Genomic DNA, 21,434 nt, shown 5'->3' with positions numbered 1-21,434 from the left:
GCATAAAAGTAAGGCTATTTTAAAATAAATGGTACAAACTACAAGGGAATACATAAAGGAGGTCTTTGCAGTGGAACTATTAATCATGGTTGCGCGAACCGTGCTTTTGTATGTAGTAGTTTTAATTATTTTTCGCGTTATGGGCAAAAGGGAAATAGGAGAGCTGAGCATTTTGGATTTAGTTGTCTTTATTATGATTGCTGAAATGGCAGTAATGGCTATTGAAAACCCAAAAGATCCTTTGCTGTATTCAATTCTTCCGATGTTAACGCTTCTTATTATTCAAATTGGTTTAGCTATATGGTCTCTTAAAAGCAATCGAATGCGAAATTTTATTGATGGTAAACCTAGTATTATCATTGAAAATGGAAAAATAAATGAACATGAAATGAAAAGGCAGCGATATAACTTCAATGATTTGCTTGTGCAGCTACGAGATAAAAATATAAAAAATGTAGCTGATGTTGAATTTGCTATTTTAGAATCTTCAGGAAGGCTATCCGTGTTTGAAAAAGATCAGCAATCAGGTAAAAAAGGCAATTTGAATTTGCCTTTTATCATTGACGGCGTTATTCAAGAAGAGCATCTGTTGCATGAACATAAAACAACGGAATGGTTAAGGCAGGAGTTAGAGAAACTGGGGCATTCAAACTTAGACAAGATTTCATATTGCAGCTACGACAACGGAAAATTTTTTATAGATTTAATAGATGTGAAACAATAAAACGCGGAGTGCTCCGCGTTTTATTTTCGTTTAAAATAACGTAAAACAGAAAAGCGATTTAATTCTTCTTTTGTTATCAGTCTAAAAAGCAGCAAAAACAGTACATATACAAAGCTTGTCAGTGCAATTGATAAAATGGTTCGTAAGCTTAACGGGATGGAAGTGAAAAGGTTCATATAAGCAAAGTGTCCAATAAAGCCTGATATGCCCATTACAGCAAAGCTGCGAAGATACTCAAACACATGAAGCTTATACGTGATTTTTTTCATGACCGTAGACAGATGTAAAAGAGTGACAAGCATCATTCCCACAACAATTGCAAGGCCAGCTCCCATAATGCCTAGATTGGGCTGAGTTGCGAGTAAGAAGATAAGAGACGTTTTGACCGCTGCTCCTATAAAACTGTTAATCATGGCGGCTTTTGCAAGGTCTAGCGCCTGCAAAACAGCTTGAAGCGGCCCTTGAAAGTAATAAAAGATAAAAAAAGGCGCCATGACTTTGACAAAAATAGCAGCTTTGTCAGAACCATACATCAATTCCATTACCGGATTAGCAAATACATAAAGAACAACAACGGCCAGTCCGCCTGTTACAAACGACAAGCGGAGAGCTTGATGAAGCCGATATTCGATTTGTTTCATTTGATTCTGTGCAAGAGATTCACTGATTGCGGGAACCAAAGAAGTGGATAGAGACACCGTTACAAAAGAAGGCAGCATCAGGAGAGGGAGTGCAAAGCCTGTTAATTCTCCGTACTGCTTCGTTGCTACCGCTGTCGCTACTCCTGCAATTGCTAAACTTTGAGCTACTACAATAGGTTCTAAAAACCAAGAAATTGACCCAATCATGCGGCTTCCTGTCGTGGGAAGAGCGATTCGCATTAAGTCAAGGAACGTATCTTTGCCCGCATGTAAAGAAGCAAAAAATTTTCGTCTTACCGTTATTTTCTTCTTTCGCTTGAACATAAACACCATGTAAAACAGGGAAGCGAGCTCTCCAAATACCGAAGAGAGCATAGCGCCAGCCGCGGCGTACTCAATTCCATAAGGTAAAAATGCTTTTGTACAGACAGCAATTAACGTAATTCGCACCACTTGTTCAATAATTTGAGAATAAGCAGCGGGCTTCATTTGCTGCTTTCCTTGAAAATATCCGCGAATGACAGACGACACGGCGATGATCGGAATAACAGGAATAATCGCAAGCAGCGGATAGATCGTACGTGAATCTGTAAAGAAGGTTTTTGCTACAACGGGAGCGAATAATATTAGTCCGAGCGTAAATAAAACGCTCAGCGTACACGTAATACTTAAAGAGACGACAAGTATTTTTTTTATTTTATGCCTGTCACCTAAAGCTTCTGCTTCTGCCACTAACTTCGATATGGCAACCGGTAGCCCAAGCTGTGTTAAGGTGATTACTAATACCAGCGTGGGGACCGCCATCATATAAAGTCCCACACCTTCGTCTCCAATCATTCGAGCCACCACAATTCGATTGACAAACCCGAGTACACGTGTAATTAAGCCAGCAATTATTAAAATAATAGTTCCCTGTAAAAATTTAGACATATACTCACTGCTTTCTTGAGGTTTATACAGTGAATATATGCGCCGTCGGTGTCCAAGCATGACAAGTATTCCTCATACGAGAAAGAAATTTTACGCAAAATGTCAAACGGAAAGGAGGATCAATATGACACATCCATTTATTTCAGCTTCGAAAGAACTTATACAGCCTGTCGTATCCAGCAAAATGGAAGAATTTCATATGCTCGGATATGAAGAAGTAACGGAGAACGATTTATTGAGTTATTTGGAAATGAAAAAATGGAAAAAAGAAAAGGAGCTATCTCTCCATCAAGTTGTAAATGATATTTTATCTGTTAAGATCACGCAGGTGATGAGCTATGTAACCATTGAATCTTATAAATCTGATATGTTCTCAAGTGTTAATAATGGAGAAGACTGGAAAGAATTATTAAAGTAGAGTTTGTAAAATACATGTATTAAAATTTGATAAGGTCTTTATTTGACAGACATTAGGTTATGAATGATAATTAGATTGGTCATTTATCTATTGTTATCATTTCATGTTTTTTACATAAGAAGGAGGATTTTCTGTCGATGGTTAAAAGAGGACGTATCGTTGCCTTTTTCCTCTTAGTACTGCTTGTGTTTAGTACAATCGGAACAACGATGACTGGAATTACAAAAGATATTAAACTTGGCCTCGACCTTCAAGGTGGATTTGAAATTTTATATAAAGTCAGTCCAGCTAAAAAAGGCGATGTCATTGACAAAAAGGCACTTAACAGCACGGTTGAAGCGCTGCGTCAACGTGTCGATGTACTGGGAGTTAGTGAGCCCAGCATTCAAATTGAAGGAAACGACCGCATCCGTGTTCAGCTAGCTGGTGTCACGAATCAAAAGCAGGCCAGGGATCTGTTATCAACTCAAGCAAACTTAACGTTCCGTGACGTGAACGATAAGGTGCTGATGGATGGTACAGACTTAGCGCAAGGCGGAGCAAAGCAATCGTTTGACCAAAGCAATCAGCCTAGCGTCTCACTAAAGTTAAAAAATGCGAAAAAATTTGAAAAGATTACGCGAGAGCTTTCTCAAAAACCAGCACCTAACAATTTAATTGTCATTTGGCTGGATTATGAAGAAGGAAAAGACTCGTACCAAAAAGAATCAGCAAAACAAAATCCGAAGTACCTGTCTGCAGCTTCTGTTAGCAGCGTGTTAACACAGCCAGATGTTGAAATTTCAGGTGGAAACTTCACAGTGAAAAGTGCAACGCAGCTGGCGGAATTGTTAAATGCCGGGTCGCTGCCAGTTAAATTAGATGAGCTATACTCTACATCCGTTGGAGCTCAGTTTGGAGAAGAAGCTCTTCATACGACTATATTAGCGGGTATTATCGGCATCGGAATTATCTTCCTTTACATGCTGTTTTTCTACCGTTTACCGGGGCTTATTGCCATTATTACACTCAGTTTTTATATCTACTTAAACTTAGTTGTATTTGACTGGATGCACGTGGTTATGACGCTTCCAGGGATTGCGGCTCTTATTCTCGGCGTAGGTATGGCAGTAGATGCGAATATTATTACCTACGAGCGGATTAAAGATGAACTGAAAACAGGAAGGTCTGTTATATCGGCTTACCGGGCAGGAAATCGTCGCTCACTTGCGACCATTTTTGATGCCAATATTACAACAATGTTAGCGGCTCTTGTACTGTTCTTTTATGGTCAAAGTTCAGTAAAGGGATTTGCAACAACATTAATGATTGGGATTGTGCTAAGTTTTATTACGGCCGTATACGGTACGCGTTTATTAATGAGCCTTTTAGTAAACAGCCGCTGGTTTGATAAAAAACCAGGCTACTTTGGCGTGAAGAAAGAGCAAATTCACGATTTAAGCAAAGATGACGGCACAACCGTTTTACCTACAGCGTGGGATAAAATTGACTTTGTTAAATACCGTAAAGCGTTCTTCACATTCTCAAGCGTGCTCGTGATTATCGGTATTATCTCGGTTGCTGTGTTTAGGCTGAACCTCGGTATTGACTTTACGAGCGGAACTCGCATAGAGATTCCCGCAAATCATACCGTTACGCAGGCTGAGATACAGCGTGAAATGAAGTCTCTTGATATCAAAACGGATGACATAGTTATTACAGGAAAAAGTAATGATACGGGTGTCGTACGTGTAGTTGGGGTCTTGAATAAAAAAGAAATTGCCAATTTAAAAGACCACTTTAAAGACAAATACGGTTCTGAACCAAACGTAAGCACCGTTTCGCCGACAGTTGGAAAAGAACTGGCGAAAAATGCAATGATGGCGATCGTGATTGCTTCAATTGGAATTATCATCTATGTAACGATTCGATTCGAGTTTTACATGGCGCTTGCAGCCGTGCTTGCTCTGCTGCATGATGCGTTCTTTATCGTTACGGTCTTTAGCTTAACAAAGTTAGAAGTAGATTTAACGTTTATCGCCGCTGTCTTGACGATTGTTGGTTACTCAATTAACGATACAATCGTTACGTTTGACCGCATTCGTGAAAATATGCAGAAATTCAAATCCAAAACGTTTGACGATTTGGCATTTATCGTAAATCTAAGTTTACGCGAAACGTTTACTCGTTCGATGAATACCGTGTTAACAGTTGTGATTGCAGTTGTAGCACTTCTTGTATTCGGAAGTGAGTCCATTCAAAACTTCTCAATTGCCCTGTTAGTAGGTTTAATTCTTGGTGCATATTCATCTGTGTTTATTGCTGCGCAGCTATGGCTTGTGTGGAAAGGTAAACAGTTGAAGCGTGAGGAACAAAAAGAAGTAGAAAGCAAGTAATTCAAAAACGTGCGAAGTGTTCGCACGTTTTTTTGTACGTGAAAATTTAAGGCGCACTGTCAGAAAAATATGCTTATTTTCTTTCGTTGCTCCATTTCATCCACTCTAGTATAATAATGTGGGTTAAGGGGTGAAGAGACATGTTACAGTCAAAAAAACGTTGGAATGTTCAAGAATGTGATGAACAACTTGTTAATGAATTTGTAGAAAACCTCAATATTACACCTCTAGTAGCTTCGTTATTACTTAATAGAGGCATGACAACAGTAGAAGCGGCACGTGAGTTTTTACACGTTGATGCACAAACGTTCCACGATCCGTTTTTATTGCACGATATGGACAAAGCAGTAGCTCGTATTCAGCAAGCAATTGATCATAATGAAAAAATTATGATCTATGGAGATTACGATGCGGACGGCGTCAGCAGTACTTCAGTTATGTTATCTGCTTTACAGCAGCTCGGCGCTGATACTGATTTTTATATTCCTAATCGCTTTACAGAAGGTTATGGGCCGAATAAGGCAGCATTTGATAAAATAAACGCAGGCGGCTATCAGCTGGTGATTACGGTAGACACAGGTATTTCGGCAGTCGAAGAAACGGCGTATGCACGTGAATTAGATTTTGATTTAATTATTACTGATCACCACGAGCCGGGTCCGGTTTTACCCGATGCCTATGCAATTATTCATCCAAAGCTGCCGGGCAGTACATATCCATTTAAAGAACTGGCAGGTGTAGGAGTTGCTTTTAAACTTGCTCATGCGCTGTTAGGGGAGCTTCCGGAACATTTGTTAGAACTAGCAGTGATTGGGACGATTGCTGACTTAGTTCCTTTAGTCGACGAAAACCGCTTAATTGCTCGCAAAGGTCTTGACTATCTCAAGCTCACGAAGCGTACTGGAATTGAAGCGCTGCTGAGCGTATGTGGAGTAAAACGCGAAGAAATTACTGAAGATACAATTGGATTTGCCATGGCTCCTCGCATTAATGCAGTAGGACGTCTTCAAGATGCTGATCCAGCTGTTCATTTGCTTATGACAACAAATGCTGAAGAAGCAAAAGGTTTAGCTAAAGAAATTGATGCGTTAAACAAGGAAAGGCAGCAAATCGTAAACGATATTACGGAAGAAGCCGTTGAATTTGTTGAAAGTATGTATCCTCCGGATGAAAATAGCGTTCTTATTGTAGAGGGAGAAGGATGGAATGCAGGCGTTGTTGGAATTGTTGCTTCTAGGCTCGTAGAAAAGTTCTACAGACCAACAATTGTATTAAGTGTTGACTCTGAAAACCGTATTGCTAAAGGTTCAGCAAGAAGTATCCAAGGCTTTGACTTATTCGCGAACTTATCTAAATGCCGTGACATTTTGCCGCATTTTGGAGGGCATCCAATGGCAGCCGGCATGACGTTAAACAGCGAGGATGTAGAAGAACTGCGCAGACGCCTTAATGAACAAGCAAGCAACGTGTTAACTCAACAGGACTTTATTCCAATTACATCAGTTGATACAGTATGCAAAACAGAGGAAATTACCCTGGAAAACATTGAACAAATGAGTGCGCTTGCTCCATTTGGTATGCATAATCCGAAGCCAAAAGTTCTCATTAAAGATGTTCATACAACATCTATGCGGAAAATTGGTGCGAATAAAAATCATTTAAAACTCGTATTTGAAGACAGCGGTGTATCGGTTGATGCAGTAGGATTTGGGTTAGGCTATATATTAGATGAAGTATCTCCTATAGCTAAGGTATCATTAGTAGGTGAACTATCCATTAATGAGTGGAACAATATGCGCAAACCGCAGCTGATGGTAGAAGATATCTCTGTAGATGAGTGGCAGATGTTTGATTATCGCAGCGCGGTTGATGTCAAACGTTTCTTTGAACAGGTATTCACAGATCAAATGAAAGTTGTTGCTTTTCACGATTCAACAATTGATAAATACAAGTCGATGCTGCCGATGGAACATGTTGTTCTTATTCAAAATGAAGAACAGGCAAAAGCATGCATGTTTGCAGGAGAACAGATCGTTTTATTAGATTTGCCTCCATCACAGAAGTGGCTTGAAGCTTTGTTTGTCCAAGGTATTCCTTCTAGGATATACGCTATTTTCTTAACGGAAGAAGACCATTATTTTGATACAATCCCAACTCGCGATCACTTTAAATGGTTCTACGGCTTTTTAGCGAAAAAGGGTCCTTTTGATTTAAAACGCTACAAAGAAGATTTAGCAATTCATAAGGGCTGGTCGAAAGAAACGATTGATTTTATGGCAAAGGTGTTTTTTGAGTTAGAATTTGTTACAATAAACAATGGCTTAATTTCGTTAGTGAAAAATTCTACGAAACGTGATTTAATAGAATCTGCGACTTATCGCCAAAAGCAGCAGCAGATTGAAATAGAAAAAAACTTTATTTATACGTCATATGTACAGCTTAAAAATCAATTTCAAGATATTTTTAAGCGTTCGATTGAATGAGGAGGCAACATTAGAATGAATTTTAAAGATTATATTACAATTGTACCTGACTGGCCAAAACCAGGTATTACATTTAAAGATATCTCAACATTAATGGATAACGGTGACGCATACCGTGCCGCAACGGATGAGATTGTAAAATATGCCAATGATAAACAAGTTGATATTATCGTAGGACCGGAAGCTCGCGGATTTATCGTTGGTTGTCCAGTAGCCTATGCGTTAGGTATCGGCTTTGCACCTGTTCGTAAAGAAGGAAAATTACCGCGTGAAGTAATTAAAGTAGATTACGGTTTAGAATACGGTAAAGACGTATTAACGATTCACAAAGATGCAATTAAGCCAGGTCAGCGCGTGTTGATTACAGATGATTTATTAGCAACAGGCGGTACAATTGAAGCGACAATTAAGCTTGTTGAAGAATTAGGCGGAATTGTTGTTGGAGCTGCGTTCTTAATTGAACTTTCTTACCTTGACGGCCGTGACAAACTAGACGGTTACGATGTATTCACATTAATGACGTATTAAGAAGAACGATCACATAAAAAAGAGTACCTGATACAGGTGCTCTTTTTTCGTTAAAAAACGTGAATACGTAAAATGGAAATGATGTAAATTTCATAAATTAGACGCAAAGGCTTTACATCCTTGGATTTTTTCAAGATAATAGTTACAATATGAATTAAAAATGCTAGTTGATAAAAGGTGATTTCATGGCAAATGAGCAAGTCCTAACAGCGGAACAGGTCATTGACAATACGAAGCGATATTTAAATGAAGAAGACGTGGCTTTTGTACAAAAAGCATATGATTTTGCAAAAGAAGCTCACAAAGAACAATATCGCAAGTCGGGTGAACCATATATTATCCACCCGATTCAAGTCGCAGGAATTTTAGTTGATCTAGATATGGATCCAGCAACAATTGCAGCTGGATTTCTACATGATGTGGTCGAAGATACAGAGATAACACTAAAGGATTTAGAAAAAGCTTTTAACGAAGAAGTAGCAATGCTAGTAGACGGCGTAACGAAACTTGGAAAAATTAAATATAAGTCTAAAGAAGAGCAGCAGGCTGAAAATCACCGCAAGATGTTTGTGGCAATGGCTCAAGATATTCGAGTCATACTGATCAAACTTGCGGATCGTCTTCATAACATGCGTACGCTGAAGCATTTACCGCAGGAAAAGCAGCGACGCATTTCAAATGAAACGCTTGAAATTTTTGCTCCTCTTGCTCATCGTCTTGGTATTTCAAAAATTAAGTGGGAGCTTGAAGATACAGCTTTACGTTACTTAAATCCTCAGCAATATTATCGCATTGTCAATTTGATGAAGAAAAAGCGTGCGGAACGCGAGCAATATTTGGCTGAAGTTATTGATGAAGTTCGTGAGCAAGTAGATGAAGTGTCGATTAAAGTTGAAATTTCAGGACGTCCAAAACATATTTATTCCATTTATCGTAAAATGGCACTGCAAAACAAGCAGTTTAATGAAATTTACGATTTACTAGCTGTGCGCATTATTGTAAATAGCATTAAAGACTGCTATGCGGTGTTAGGGATTATTCACACGTGCTGGAAACCAATGCCAGGACGTTTCAAAGATTATATTGCGATGCCAAAACAAAATATGTACCAGTCTCTTCATACGACGGTTATCGGACCAAAAGGTGATCCGTTAGAAGTTCAAATTCGAACATTTGACATGCACCAAATTGCTGAGTATGGAATTGCTGCTCACTGGGCTTACAAAGAGGGAAAAACAGCTGAGCATGCTTCATTTGAAGAAAAGTTAACGTGGTTTAGAGAAATTTTAGAATTTCAAAATGATGCAAACGATGCAGAAGAGTTTATGGAATCTCTAAAAGTTGATTTGTTTTCTGACATGGTTTATATTTTTACGCCAAAAGGCGACGTCATTGAGCTTCCTTCGGGTTCTGTTCCAATTGATTTTTCCTATCGTATTCATTCTGAAATCGGAAATAAAACCATTGGAGCAAAAGTCAACGGCAAGATGGTTACGCTTGATTACCGTTTGAAAACGGGGGACATTATCGAAATTTTGACGTCTAAGCATTCATATGGTCCAAGCAAGGACTGGTTAAAGCTTGCTCAAACGTCTCAAGCCAAAAATAAAATTCGCCAATTCTTTAAAAAGCAAAGCCGCGATGAAAATATTGAAAAAGGCAAAGAGCTGGTTGAAAAAGAAATTCGTCAAATGGAGTTTGACTTAAAAGAAGTATTAACAGCTGATAATATCAAACGAGTAGCGGAGAAGTTTAATTTCTCAAATGAAGATGATATGTATGCAGCTATTGGATATAACGGATTAACTGCGGCTCAAGTAGCTAATCGTTTAACCGAGAAGTGGAGAAAGCAGCGCGATCAAGAACAAGAGATCCAAATTGATGACATTGCACGCGACACTGCGGCTAAACGTGTTCGCCAGCATAAACGAAAAGATTCCGGTGTTATCGTACCGGGTGTAGAGAACATGCTGATTCGCTTGTCTAAATGCTGTAATCCAGTTCCCGGAGATGAGATTGTTGGTTTTATTACAAAGGGGCGGGGAGTATCTGTTCATAGAGCAGATTGTTTAAACGTTCACACAGATGATGCTGAAAGCCGTCTTATTCCTGTAGAGTGGGAAACACATATTAAAGAGGGCAAAGAGTTTAATGTGGAAATTGAAATTTCGGGCTACGACCGTCGAGGCTTACTAAATGAAGTTCTGCAGGTTGTAAACGAGACTAAAACGAATATTTCAGCCGTTTCAGGAAAATCGGACCGAAACAAAATGGCTACGATTCATATGTCAATTTCTATTCATAACATCAGTCATCTTCATAAAGTGGTCGAGCGCATTAAGCAGCTTCGAGACATTTATTCAGTTCGCCGAATTATGCATTAAGAAAGGTCGTTATACATGAGAGTAGTCGTACAAAGAGCAAAGAATGCAAAAGTAACTGTTGCAGGGGAGACGGTCGGCGAGATTGAGCACGGATATATGCTTTTAGTCGGTATTACCCACGAGGATACTGAAGCCGATGCAGAGTATGTAGCAGACAAAATTGTAAATTTGCGAGTGTTTGAAGATGAGTCTGGCAAAATGAATTTGTCGCTTCTAGATGTAGAAGGAGAAATTTTATCGGTATCTCAATTTACGCTTTACGGAGATTGCCGAAAAGGCAGAAGACCAAACTTTATGGAAGCTGCTAGGCCAGATCATGCTGTAACGATTTACAACTATTTTAATAAAGTATTATCAGGAAAAAATATTCGAGTAGAAACCGGCGCATTTGGCGAAATGATGGACGTATCATTTACGAATGACGGACCGGTCACACTTATTGTAGAAAGCAAAGAAAAAACGCAGGCTCACAGATGAGTCTGCGTTTTTTCTTTGTTTTGAAAGTAGTGATTTAATCCTTCAGCGATAGCGGATGTAATCATTTGCTGATAACTGATGGAATTAATATACGTTTCTTCCCGTTCGTTGCTTAAAAAGCCCAGTTCAATTAATGTACTCGGACGTGTATTTTCGCGAAGAACATAATAGTTTCCAAATCGTTCTCCTTTGTCTTTCAATTTTGCATGTTCAATGAGTGACTGATGAATAGAATGTGTGAGTGGACTGTCCTGATGCTGATGATAATAATACGTCATAAGGCCAGTTAGCTGTGAGCTGTTCGTACTGTTGTAGTGAACGCTTATAAAAGCATCTGCTTTAGTCGATTGCAGCGTGCGCTGTGAAAGCAGAACGTACTCATCACGGGTGCGGGTTAAAATGACGTGTGCGCCTTCTTTTTGAAGTTTGTTTTGTAAAATCAGCGCTGTTCGGAGAGTGAGATCTTTTTCATATGTGCCCTGTGTGCCGATGGCTCCTTTGTCTTTTCCTCCATGGCCTGCATCAATAATAATGGTTTTGCCCTTTAGGTGCTGCAAGCTTTTACTCAGCGTATAAACAGGCTGGCGCTGCGCTACTTGCATGCTAGGCTGAACGCTGCGGAGCGCTACGGTTTTCGTGAATTTTTTAAACACCCAGCCTTGAATACCCGAGCTTTCTACATAATACCAATCTCCTTGACGGTCTGAAACGGATAGTCTTGTATTCTTCGTCAATTTATTTGTAATTGAAAATGAACGTCCTGGACCGCTGCGTACATGAAGAGAGTCAGCTGTTACAACAATGGGTTGATGCACCGGTACATTTGGGCGCTCAAATGAGGAAGAGCACAGTAACAAAAGGATACTTGCAGCCAAAACAGATACAGACTTCATGTTAAGATGGCGAATAGATAGACCTCCTTTTTATAACAAAATAGAGTATTCGATGAAAAGAAAAAAAATCCTTTCTCTTATGTAAAAACATCTTTTTTGGGCAATGCTAATAAAAGGATAAGTAAGTGTAGGCAGGGAGGAAGAAACGATGAAGTTTAGTGAAAAAGGTGAACAATCATTTCAGCAGGTAAATCCGGTATTTGGCATTCATTTTCATGATTTTATTGATAGAGAAAGTGAAGCTTCATCCCTTGAATTGGCTTCTGAATTTGGTTTAACGCTTCGAGATATTCAGAAACTAAGAAAACAATTAGACCGCTCTTAACATGAAAGGTGCTTGACAACTGCTCATTTCATTCGTAATATAGAAAGCAATTGCTAAATTAAAATGAATGTATAACATTTTTATATTGATAAGCCAAAGATCGAGAAAAGTAGTAAAGATGACACATGGCTAGAGAGGAAATGTCTTAGGCTGAAAGCATTTCTACATGATGACTTTATGAAAGAACACTCAGGAGGCTTCACTCTGAAAAGGGAAACTTAGTAGGAGATGAACGTGTTCGTGCGTTAACGAAATGAGTGGAAACATGTCATATGTTTCAATTAGGGTGGTACCACGTGAGATTAACTCTCGTCCCTACTATGGAAAAATAGTAGAGGCGAGAGTTTTTTTGTATTGTAAATTTTAAATATAGGAGGCATATCACGTTATGTCAGTTCAAATACCTAGAGGCACACAAGATATTTTACCGGGCAAAGTAGAATATTGGCAGTTTGTTGAACAGCGAGCAAGAGAAATCTGCCGTGCGTTCAACTACCAAGAAATTCGTACACCAATGTTTGAACACACTGAATTATTTTTGCGCGGAGTGGGAGAAACAACGGATATCGTGCAAAAAGAAATGTACACATTTAAGGATCGAGGCGACCGCAGCTTAACACTTCGTCCAGAAGGAACAGCTGCAGTTGGACGATCATTTGTTTCAAATAAAATGTTTGGAAATCCAACGCAGCCAACAAAGCTGTTTTATATCGGTCCTATGTTTCGTTATGAACGCCCTCAAGCGGGACGTTTCCGTCAATTCGTTCAGTTTGGCGTAGAAGCATTAGGGGTAAATGATCCAGCTATCGACGCTGAAGTTCTTGCCCTGTTAATGAGCTTTTACCAATCGCTTGGATTAAAAAAATTAAAGCTGGTTGTTAACAGTTTAGGAGATACAGAAAGTCGTCAAGCTCACCGTCAAGCACTTATCGATCACTTTGCACCTCGCATCGGAGAGTTTTGCAGCGACTGTCAAAGCCGATTGGAGAAAAATCCTCTTCGTATTTTAGATTGTAAAAAAGATCGTGACCATGAACTGATGGCTACAGCGCCGTCTATTCTTGATTATTTAAACGACTATTCAAAAGAATATTTTGAAAAAGTACAGCAGTACTTAACCGATTTAGACATTGACTATGTTGTAGATCCGACGCTAGTACGCGGGTTAGATTATTATAATCACACAGCATTTGAACTAATGAGTGAAGCAGAAGGATTTGGCGCCATTACAACTCTTTGCGGCGGAGGCCGTTATAATGGGCTGATTCAAGAAATCGGCGGACCTGAAACACCAGGTATCGGATTCGCTTTAAGCATTGAACGTTTATTATCTGCATTGGAAGCAGAAGGAATTGAGCTTCCGGTAGAAACTGGCGTAGATTGCTATGTAGTGACAATGGGCGATGAGGCGAAAGAAAAATCTGTTTCAATTGTAAATACGCTTCGACGTGCAGGTTTTGTAGCAGATAAAGATTATCAAGATAAAAAAATGAAAGCTCAGTTCAAAGCAGCCGATCGTGTACAAGCAAAATTTGTTGTTGTTCTAGGTGAAGATGAGCTAGCAAAACAAATTGTAAACGTAAAGAATATGGAATCTGGCGAACAGCAAGAAGTATCAATTGATCAATTGGTTAGCTATTTGCAGGAACAAGTATAAGGGGGAACCATGATGACAAAACGTTCATACTACTGTGGAGATGTAACAGAACAAGCAACTGGCGAAACAGTTCTATTAAAAGGATGGGTTCAAAAGCGCCGTGATTTAGGCGGATTAATTTTTATTGATTTACGCGACCGCGGCGGAGTTGTGCAAGTTGTATTTAATCCTGAAAAATCTGCTGAAGCGCTAAAAATTGCTGAAGATGTACGTAATGAATTCGTACTGGAAGTGCAGGGAACTGTTGTAGCTCGTGAAGAGGGAACCGTTAACCCGAACTTAAAAACAGGTAAAATTGAAGTTCACGCTGAGCAAATTACGGTGTTGAATAAAGCCAAAACACCTCCTTTTGCCATTGCGGATCAAACCGAAGTATCAGAAGATGTTCGATTAAAATATCGTTATTTAGATCTTCGACGTTCTGAAATGTTTAACACGCTTAAAATGCGCAATGACATTACAAAAACAATTCGCGACTTCTTAGATCAAAATGACTTTTTAGATGTTGAAACACCTATTTTAACAAAAAGCACGCCAGAAGGTGCACGTGATTATCTTGTGCCGAGCCGCGTACACGAAGGTGAGTTTTATGCTCTTCCTCAATCACCGCAAATCTTTAAGCAGCTGTTAATGGTAAGCGGAGTTGAGCGTTATTATCAAATTGCTCGCTGCTTCCGCGATGAGGACTTGCGTGCAGATCGTCAGCCTGAATTTACTCAAATCGATATTGAAACATCATTTTTATCTCAAGAGGACATCATGACAATGACGGAAGAAATGATGTCTAAAGTAATGAAGCGCGTAAAAGATTTAGATGTAACGACGCCTTTCCCGCGCATGTCATATGATGAAGCGATGAGCCGCTATGGTTCAGATAAGCCGGATACACGTTTTGAAATGGAGCTAGTCAACTTATCAGAGCTTGTGAAAGACTGCGGGTTTAAAGTATTTAGCGCAGCAGTTGAAAACGGCGGAGAAGTAAAAGCGATTAACGTAAAAGGTGCCGCTTCTAGCTATTCACGTAAAGATATCGATGCTTTAACAGAGTTCGTGAAAATTTACGGTGCTAAAGGGTTAGCATGGCTGAAAGTTGAAGCAGACGGCTTAAAAGGACCTATTGCAAAATTCTTCAACGAAGATGAGCAAAAGCAATTTGCTGAAGCTCTTCAAACGGAAGAAGGAGATTTACTTTTATTTGTAGCTGATAAAAAGTCAGTTGTAGCAGATGCACTTGGCGCTCTTCGTCTAAAGCTTGCAAAAGAACAAGGGATTATTGATGAAACGAAATTTAACTTCCTATGGGTAACAGATTGGCCTCTTCTTGAGCATGACGAAGAAGACAACCGTTACTACGCGGCTCATCATCCATTCACAATGCCAGTTCGTGAAGATTTACCAATGTTAGAAAGCGATCCTGGACAAGTCCGTGCACAAGCATATGACTTAGTGTTGAATGGTTACGAACTTGGCGGAGGATCTTTACGTATTTATGAGCGTGATATTCAAGAAAAAATGTTTAAAACGCTTGGATTTACATTAGAAGAAGCATATGAGCAGTTCGGTTTCTTACTTGAAGCATTTGAATACGGTACTCCTCCTCACGGCGGAATTGCGTTAGGTCTTGACCGTTTGGTTATGCTTTTAGCAGGACGCACAAACTTGCGCGATACAATTGCCTTCCCTAAAACAGCAAGTGCAAGCTGTCTATTAACAAACGCACCTGGTGAAGTAAGTGAAGCGCAATTAGACGAGCTGCATTTGCAGGTAAAAAAGCAAAAAACAGAAGCGTAATCGATTAAACCATCTGTTAAATCGAGCCTGTCACTGGAGCACGACAGGCTCGATTTTTTTTGTTTTACTTATTAATTGCAAAGTGATTTTTTCTGTGATAAGATACTTTCAAGAACTAAATAGTCCTGATGTGTTCGTCCTTAATCCAGTTTTGACCGAACAATTTTTTGCTTGGGAGCTCGGAGTTTTTAACGAGCGTACATGCCTCATCTCGAGGACTTACAATGGTTAAAGCAGAGCACCCACCTGCCGAGAGCGGGTTCAAAACGAAGGCACTCGAGACGGCACGATCGGGACTAGCATACATATAAGAAATCCTCTATGTAATGATTTGCATAGAGTTTTTTTATGGAGAAATAACGAATGCTCATGTTCGTTTTGCTAAAAATATGGTATAGTCAATTTCGTTGTTTATTTGAATTAATCATACACGTTGGTGTATTTAATAGAGGAGTGTTTTAACATGTTGCATCAGTTTTCGCGTAATGAACTGGCGATAGGAAAAGAAGGGTTAGCTACTTTAAAAGGCAGCACGGTTGCTATTTTAGGGATAGGAGGAGTAGGGTCGTTTTCTGCTGAGGCTTTGGCTCGGTCAGGAGTAGGTCGTTTAATTCTTGTAGATAAAGACGATGTTGATATTACAAACGTAAATCGTCAAATTCATGCGCTGCTTTCGACGGTAGGTCAGCCCAAGACAGAATTAATGAAACAGCGTATTTTGGATATTAACCCAGACTGTGACGTCGTTTCTCTTCAAATGTTTTATACGGAAGAAACGTATGAAGAGTTCTTTAGTTACAAACCGGACTTTGTAGTGGATGCATCCGATACGATTTCGTATAAAATTCATTTAATGAAAGAATGTTTAAAACGTGATATTCCGATTATTTCAAGTATGGGTGCTGCGAATAAAATGGATCCAACACGTTTTAAAATTGCAGACATTTCAAAGACGCATACAGATCCGATTGCAAAAGTGGTTCGTACTCGTCTGCGTAAAGAAGGAATTCGCAAAGGAATTAACGTCGTTTTTTCTGATGAACGTCCAATCGTTATTCGCGAAGAAGTTCGCAAAGAAGTAGGAAACGATCAAGCGCAAATTCGAAAAGCGAAAATGCCCCCATCTTCTAATGCTTTTGTTCCATCTGTAGCGGGATTAATTATGGGCGGTCATGTTATCAATGAATTATTAAGTAATATTAAGATTCGCCGCGTAGGTGATCAATAAAAAGAAGGCTATCGCAGCCTTCTTTTTTTATGGAAATATCTGTTCTATTTATGCTTTGGATGGAATCTTCTGTTTGATATGTATAAAAAGTACTAATAAATTGAAAAATATGGCTTGATGGTGAATTTACACTGTAGTAAAAAAAGAGATTTATGTAAATTTATTTAACGCTTTATTTACATAAAATTTACGTTTTGGCTTTCTTTCTGTTGTATCTTCTACAGTAATATTCAGAAAGTCTTATATATCAAGGGTTTTGATAGAAATAAGAAAAAATAAACCCCAAATAAGTAAGTTTACAGTAACTTAAAATTCACTTCATATAAAGACAACAATCTACTCGTATAATGTGTCTTGTACCTGTTGTTCGAGTACAAAGGACTAGTACTAATTACACATATATTTATTGGAGGGTAATGTAATGAAAACAAAGGGTTTTAAAGTAACATTAGCAGCTTTTTTAATGGTAGGAGCACTAGCAGCATGTGGTAAAGACGGAGCAAGCAACGACAGTGGTTCGGGCAGCAAAGAAGAAGTGTCAGGTACGTTAACAGCGGCGGGATCTACAGCTTTACAACCACTTGCAGAAGAAGCAGCGAATGGAATTACGGAAAAATATCCAAACCTTTCAGTAACGGTACAAGGTGGAGGTAGTGGAACTGGTGTTAACCAAGTAGCATCAGGAGCAGTTGACATTGGAAACTCTGACGTTCCAGCAGCCGATAAAATCGAAGATAAATCAAAAGCAGATAAACTTGTCGATACGAAAGTAGCGGGCATTGGGTTCGCACTTGTTGTAAATAAAGATGTAAAAGTAGAATCGTTAACAAAAGAGCAAATTCAAAAGATTTTCTCTGGTGAAATTAAAAACTGGAAAGAAGTTGGCGGAAACGACGAAAAAATTAACGTAATCAACCGTCCAGCATCATCTGGTACACGTGCTACATTTGAGAAAACATTAATGGGTGACGCAAAAGTAAATGACAGCGTTGGTACAGCTCAAGATTCAAACGGAGCGGTTGAGCAATCAGTAAACTCAACTCCAGGAGCAGTAAGTTACCTTGCTATGTCGTATTTAATTGGCGATAAAAAAGAAAGTTTAAAAATGCTTAATATTGATGGTGTGGAGCCAACAACAGAAAATATTGTTTCTAAAAAATATCCGTTCTGGTCTTATGAGTACATGATTACAAACGGTGAGCCAAAAGATGGTGCAAAAGAGTACATTGATTATGTATCTGGTAAAGACTTTGCTAAGCAAGTAGAAGATATGGGCTATATCCCAATGACTGAATTCAAAAAATAAAAGTGTTTTTAAAAAGAATAGGGCTGACTAACACAGTCAGTCTTATTCTATTTGAATGTTAATAAAGTATATAGCAAATAAAAAGAAAAGCGAATATATACTGAATATGTAAGGAGACAGAGCGATGAAGGGGAAAAAATCCATTAATTATGTAAAAAGCGAATACATTGGCCGTACGCTTTCTACATTTTGCGGTATTTTAATTGTACTTGTTACGTTAGCTATTATCGTATTTATTTGTGAAAAAGGCATACAGTCATTTTTACAAAGCAATATATCAATCGGTGAAATGTTGACTTCAACAAAATGGAGCCCAAACAATAAAGAATACGGGGCACTTGTGTTTATTCTGGGTTCAATGCTTGTATCAATCGGAGCCGTTATTATAAGTGCTCCAATTGGAATTGCTATTGCCATTTTTAACAACTATATTTCGCCTAAATTTGGGTCAACGGTTTTACGACCGGTTTTAGAGCTTTTAGTCGGAGTTCCTTCAGTGGTATACGGTCTTTTAGGGGTTACCATTTTAGTGCCGCTTCTTCGCGATAACTTCGGCGGAGTGGGCTTTAGTTTGATTGCCGGAATTATTGTCTTAAGCGTCATGATTCTTCCGACAATTGCAAGTATTGCTGACGATGCAATTCGAAGCGTAGCACCTGAATATTTAGAAGCTTCTTATGGACTAGGTTCAACAAGATGGCAGGCAATTAGCCGAGTTATTATTCCATCTGCTAAAACAGGTATTTTAACAGGTATCGTGTTAGGGCTTGCCCGTGCATTCGGAGAAGCGCTAGCTGTTCAAATGGTTATCGGAAATACGGTTAAGCTTCCTGAAAGCTTATACAGCCCAACGGCAACATTAACAGGTATTTTAACAATGGATATGTCTAATACGTTAAACGGAACGGCATGGAATAACGCATTGTGGACGTTAGCCATGATTTTACTGCTTATTTCTTTCGTGTTCATTTTAATTATCCGAGCAATTGGGAAACGAGGTGCTCATCAATGAGAAACAAAAATGCACGCACAGTAAATAATATATGGACAGGTATTTTTTATGGCATTGCCGCTCTAGTTGTGGCGCTATTAGTGTATTTAGTTGTTGAAATTATCGCCAAGGGCTGGGGATTTTGGGATCCGAACTTTTTATTTGGAAAGCCAAGCAATACGATGGCAGGTGGCGGTATTGGACCGCAGCTGTTTAACTCGTTTTACATGCTTGTTTTAACGCTGATCATTTCTATTCCTCTTGGTTTAGGAGCCGGAATTTACTTAGCGGAGTACGCGAAGCAAGGTCGTTTCCTAAATTTCGTCCGCTTATGTATTGAGACAATGGCGTCATTACCGTCCATTGTAGTTGGTTTATTTGGATTATTAATTTTCGTCACATTTTCAGGCTGGGGCTATACGCTTATCGGCGGAGCACTTGTGATTACAATTTTAAATTTACCGGGTTTAACGCGCGTATGTGAAAGTGCGATTGCATCTGTTCCTGCGAGTGTAAAAGAAGCGAGTTTAGGCTTGGGTGCGACTAAATGGCAAACAATTGTCAAAGTAGTGATTCCATCAGCGATTCAACAAATTATCACGGGCGTTATTTTAACAGCGGGACGAATCTTTGGAGAGGCAGCTGCGCTGATTTATACAGCTGGCTTAACGACGCCGATGTTAAATTCAAATGCCGACTTAACGAGTCCTGTAAACCCGTTTAATATTTTTCGACCAGCGGAGACGCTTGCCGTCCACATTTGGAAATTAAACTCTGAAGGAATTGTACCTGATGCGAGATTGATTGCAACAAAGTCAGCTGCTATTCTAATCATTATGGTTCTGTTGTTTAATATAATCGCTCGTTTAGTAGCAAAACTTTTAGACAGCTACTTTAAAGGTTCAACAAAAACGAAAAAACGAAAAGACGTTAAAAGTGCAGCTTAATAGATAAAGACAAAAAAGAAAATGGCTTTGAAACTGAGCAACAGTTTCAGCCATTTTCTTTTTTTAATGTCTCTAAACGATTGAAAACTTTTGAAAAGTATTTTTCTTGTCCATTTTGTTTAGGATGAAAATATTGTTTGTTTTTGATGCGATCCGGTAAATACTGTTGAAGGACCCATCCGTTATCAAAATCATGCGGGTATTGATATTCAACGCCTCGTCCAAGGTTCTCTGCTCCTTTGTAATGAGCATCCTTCAAATGAATGGGAACGTCGCCGGACAACCCTTTTTTAATATCACTTATCGCTTCATCTAATGCTTTGTAAGCAGCGTTGGACTTCGGTGATAGGCAAAGCTCAATAACGGCGTTTGCAAGCGGGATGCGTGCTTCTGGAAGTCCTAATCGCTCAGTTGCTTGAATAGCTGCTAGTGTCCTCATGCCGGCATCCGGATCAGCTAGTCCAATGTCTTCATAGGCAATGACTAAAAGGCGACGATTGATGCTGATCAAGTCTCCTGCTTCAATTAGCCGTCCCAAATAATGAAGAGCGGCATTTACGTCGCTCCCGCGAATCGATTTTTGAAAAGCCGATAATACATCATAGTGAGCGTCACCATTTTTATCATGTGAAAAATACTTTTGCTGCAGACATTCTTCTGCCGTTTGTAAGGTAATAACGATTTTACCATCGCTTTCACTTGTTGATAAAACAGCTAGTTCCAGAGCATTCAAAGCCGAGCGCACGTCACCGTTACAGCTGTTGGCAAAGTGGTTCATGGCGTCATCTTCTACGACAATTTTTCTATCCCCAAATCCATTGGATGAGTCGTTGAGTGCTCTTGTTAGCGCCATTTTGATATCATCTGGCGTAAGAGATTTTAATTCGAAGATTTGGCATCTGCTTCGAATAGCAGGATTAATCGCGTGATAAGGATTGCTTGTTGTCGCTCCGATTAGAATGATCATGCCGTTTTCTAAATAAGGAAGCAAAAAGTCTTGCTTGGCTTTGTCAAGGCGATGAACTTCATCTAGCAGAAGAATTACTTTGCCTGACATTTTGGCCTCTTCGGCGACAATTTCCATATCTTTTTTATTGTTTACAACGGCATTTAACTGACGAAACGCCGTGTTGGTTGTTTTTGCAATAGCTGTGGCAATTGTTGTTTTCCCGACGCCTGGAGGCCCATATAAAATCATCGAGCTTAAGTGATTTGCTTTTACCATTCGATAAATCATTTTATCTTTGCCAACTAAATGCTGCTGCCCGATAACGTCATCTAAATGAGTCGGACGCATTCGAAATGCGAGAGGTTTTGTAGACATGTTTTTCTCCTT

The 21,434-nt window shown here is 39.2% G+C and carries 17 protein-coding genes, 1 other RNA gene and 1 other annotated feature; of the genes, 15 read left to right on the top strand and 3 right to left on the bottom strand.

Going from position 1 to position 21,434, the window contains the following annotated elements; translation table 11 throughout:
- Positions 1 to 70: 70 nt before the first annotated feature.
- On the top strand, positions 71 to 724 hold the full coding sequence (locus tag CEQ83_RS22495; RefSeq protein ID WP_028411694.1) for a DUF421 domain-containing protein: 654 nt from the start codon (positions 71 to 73) through the stop codon (positions 722 to 724).
- Between the two features lie 20 nt (positions 725 to 744).
- Here the strand turns inward: CEQ83_RS22495 and spoVB are convergent, their stop codons facing one another.
- Positions 745 to 2,355, bottom strand: coding sequence for a stage V sporulation protein B (spoVB, locus tag CEQ83_RS22490; protein ID WP_028411693.1), 1,611 nt, complete (start codon positions 2,353 to 2,355; stop codon positions 745 to 747).
- Between the two features lie 64 nt (positions 2,356 to 2,419).
- Between spoVB and CEQ83_RS22485 the strand changes: the two genes are divergently transcribed.
- The 6 genes from CEQ83_RS22485 to dtd all read left to right on the top strand — a co-directional run bounded on the left by CEQ83_RS22485 (position 2,420) and on the right by dtd (position 10,960).
- Complete coding sequence (locus tag CEQ83_RS22485; protein ID WP_028411692.1) at positions 2,420 to 2,713, top strand: post-transcriptional regulator; 294 nt, start codon at positions 2,420 to 2,422, stop codon at positions 2,711 to 2,713.
- Between the two features lie 137 nt (positions 2,714 to 2,850).
- Positions 2,851 to 5,088: a protein translocase subunit SecDF gene (secDF, locus tag CEQ83_RS22480; protein ID WP_028411691.1), complete on the top strand. Its 2,238-nt coding sequence runs from the start codon at positions 2,851 to 2,853 to the stop codon at positions 5,086 to 5,088.
- A 140-nt stretch (positions 5,089 to 5,228) separates the two neighbouring features.
- Positions 5,229 to 7,571: a single-stranded-DNA-specific exonuclease RecJ gene (gene recJ, locus CEQ83_RS22475; RefSeq protein WP_028411690.1), complete on the top strand. Its 2,343-nt coding sequence runs from the start codon at positions 5,229 to 5,231 to the stop codon at positions 7,569 to 7,571.
- A 15-nt stretch (positions 7,572 to 7,586) separates the two neighbouring features.
- On the top strand, positions 7,587 to 8,099 hold the full coding sequence (locus CEQ83_RS22470; RefSeq protein WP_013059309.1) for an adenine phosphoribosyltransferase: 513 nt from the start codon (positions 7,587 to 7,589) through the stop codon (positions 8,097 to 8,099).
- Between the two features lie 185 nt (positions 8,100 to 8,284).
- A complete protein-coding gene (locus CEQ83_RS22465; protein ID WP_013059308.1) occupies positions 8,285 to 10,483 on the top strand; it encodes a RelA/SpoT family protein in 2,199 nt (732 codons plus the stop codon).
- Between the two features lie 15 nt (positions 10,484 to 10,498).
- A complete protein-coding gene (gene dtd, locus CEQ83_RS22460) occupies positions 10,499 to 10,960 on the top strand; it encodes a D-aminoacyl-tRNA deacylase (protein WP_028411689.1) in 462 nt (153 codons plus the stop codon).
- On the opposite strand, the gene CEQ83_RS22455 is transcribed toward dtd, so the two are convergent.
- Positions 10,951 to 11,835 carry an N-acetylmuramoyl-L-alanine amidase family protein gene (locus tag CEQ83_RS22455; RefSeq protein ID WP_223546263.1) on the bottom strand — a complete coding sequence of 295 codons (885 nt, stop codon included), beginning with the start codon at positions 11,833 to 11,835 and terminating at the stop codon, positions 10,951 to 10,953. The two genes, dtd and CEQ83_RS22455, sit on opposite strands and share 10 nt — an antisense overlap.
- 166 nt (positions 11,836 to 12,001) lie before the next feature.
- Between CEQ83_RS22455 and CEQ83_RS22450 the strand changes: the two genes are divergently transcribed.
- The 8 genes from CEQ83_RS22450 to pstA all read left to right on the top strand — a co-directional run bounded on the left by CEQ83_RS22450 (position 12,002) and on the right by pstA (position 20,098).
- Positions 12,002 to 12,178: a hypothetical protein gene (locus CEQ83_RS22450; protein ID WP_013059305.1), complete on the top strand. Its 177-nt coding sequence runs from the start codon at positions 12,002 to 12,004 to the stop codon at positions 12,176 to 12,178.
- Between the two features lie 87 nt (positions 12,179 to 12,265).
- Positions 12,266 to 12,498 (top strand) — a binding site (T-box leader).
- Positions 12,499 to 12,566: 68 nt separating this feature from the next.
- Positions 12,567 to 13,835, top strand: coding sequence for a histidine--tRNA ligase (gene hisS, locus CEQ83_RS22445; RefSeq protein ID WP_098112960.1), 1,269 nt, complete (start codon positions 12,567 to 12,569; stop codon positions 13,833 to 13,835).
- A gap of 12 nt (positions 13,836 to 13,847) precedes the next feature.
- Entirely contained in the window at positions 13,848 to 15,626 is a 1,779-nt protein-coding gene (aspS, locus tag CEQ83_RS22440; protein WP_013059303.1) for an aspartate--tRNA ligase, read from the top strand.
- A gap of 119 nt (positions 15,627 to 15,745) precedes the next feature.
- Positions 15,746 to 15,927, top strand: a non-coding RNA gene (gene ssrS, locus CEQ83_RS22435) — 6S RNA.
- A gap of 162 nt (positions 15,928 to 16,089) precedes the next feature.
- Positions 16,090 to 16,854: a tRNA threonylcarbamoyladenosine dehydratase gene (locus CEQ83_RS22430; protein WP_028411687.1), complete on the top strand. Its 765-nt coding sequence runs from the start codon at positions 16,090 to 16,092 to the stop codon at positions 16,852 to 16,854.
- A 421-nt stretch (positions 16,855 to 17,275) separates the two neighbouring features.
- Complete coding sequence (locus tag CEQ83_RS22425) at positions 17,276 to 18,160, top strand: phosphate ABC transporter substrate-binding protein PstS family protein (protein ID WP_033579664.1); 885 nt, start codon at positions 17,276 to 17,278, stop codon at positions 18,158 to 18,160.
- A gap of 124 nt (positions 18,161 to 18,284) precedes the next feature.
- Positions 18,285 to 19,172 carry a phosphate ABC transporter permease subunit PstC gene (gene pstC, locus CEQ83_RS22420; protein ID WP_013059300.1) on the top strand — a complete coding sequence of 296 codons (888 nt, stop codon included), beginning with the start codon at positions 18,285 to 18,287 and terminating at the stop codon, positions 19,170 to 19,172.
- The gene (gene pstA / locus CEQ83_RS22415; RefSeq protein ID WP_025750576.1) at positions 19,169 to 20,098 is read left to right on the top strand and encodes a phosphate ABC transporter permease PstA; all 930 of its coding nucleotides are present in this window, start codon (positions 19,169 to 19,171) and stop codon (positions 20,096 to 20,098) included. Before pstC ends, pstA begins: the two co-directional genes overlap by 4 nt.
- A gap of 46 nt (positions 20,099 to 20,144) precedes the next feature.
- On the opposite strand, the gene CEQ83_RS22410 is transcribed toward pstA, so the two are convergent.
- The gene (locus tag CEQ83_RS22410; protein ID WP_033579665.1) at positions 20,145 to 21,422 is read right to left on the bottom strand and encodes a replication-associated recombination protein A; all 1,278 of its coding nucleotides are present in this window, start codon (positions 21,420 to 21,422) and stop codon (positions 20,145 to 20,147) included.
- Positions 21,423 to 21,434: the final 12 nt, after the last annotated feature.

This window comes from Priestia megaterium (assembly GCF_009497655.1).
Taxonomy (GTDB): Bacteria; Bacillota; Bacilli; order Bacillales; family Bacillaceae_H; genus Priestia; species Priestia zanthoxyli.
Note: the sequence above shows the minus strand (reverse complement) of the source record. Positions and strands in the feature narration are given on the sequence as shown.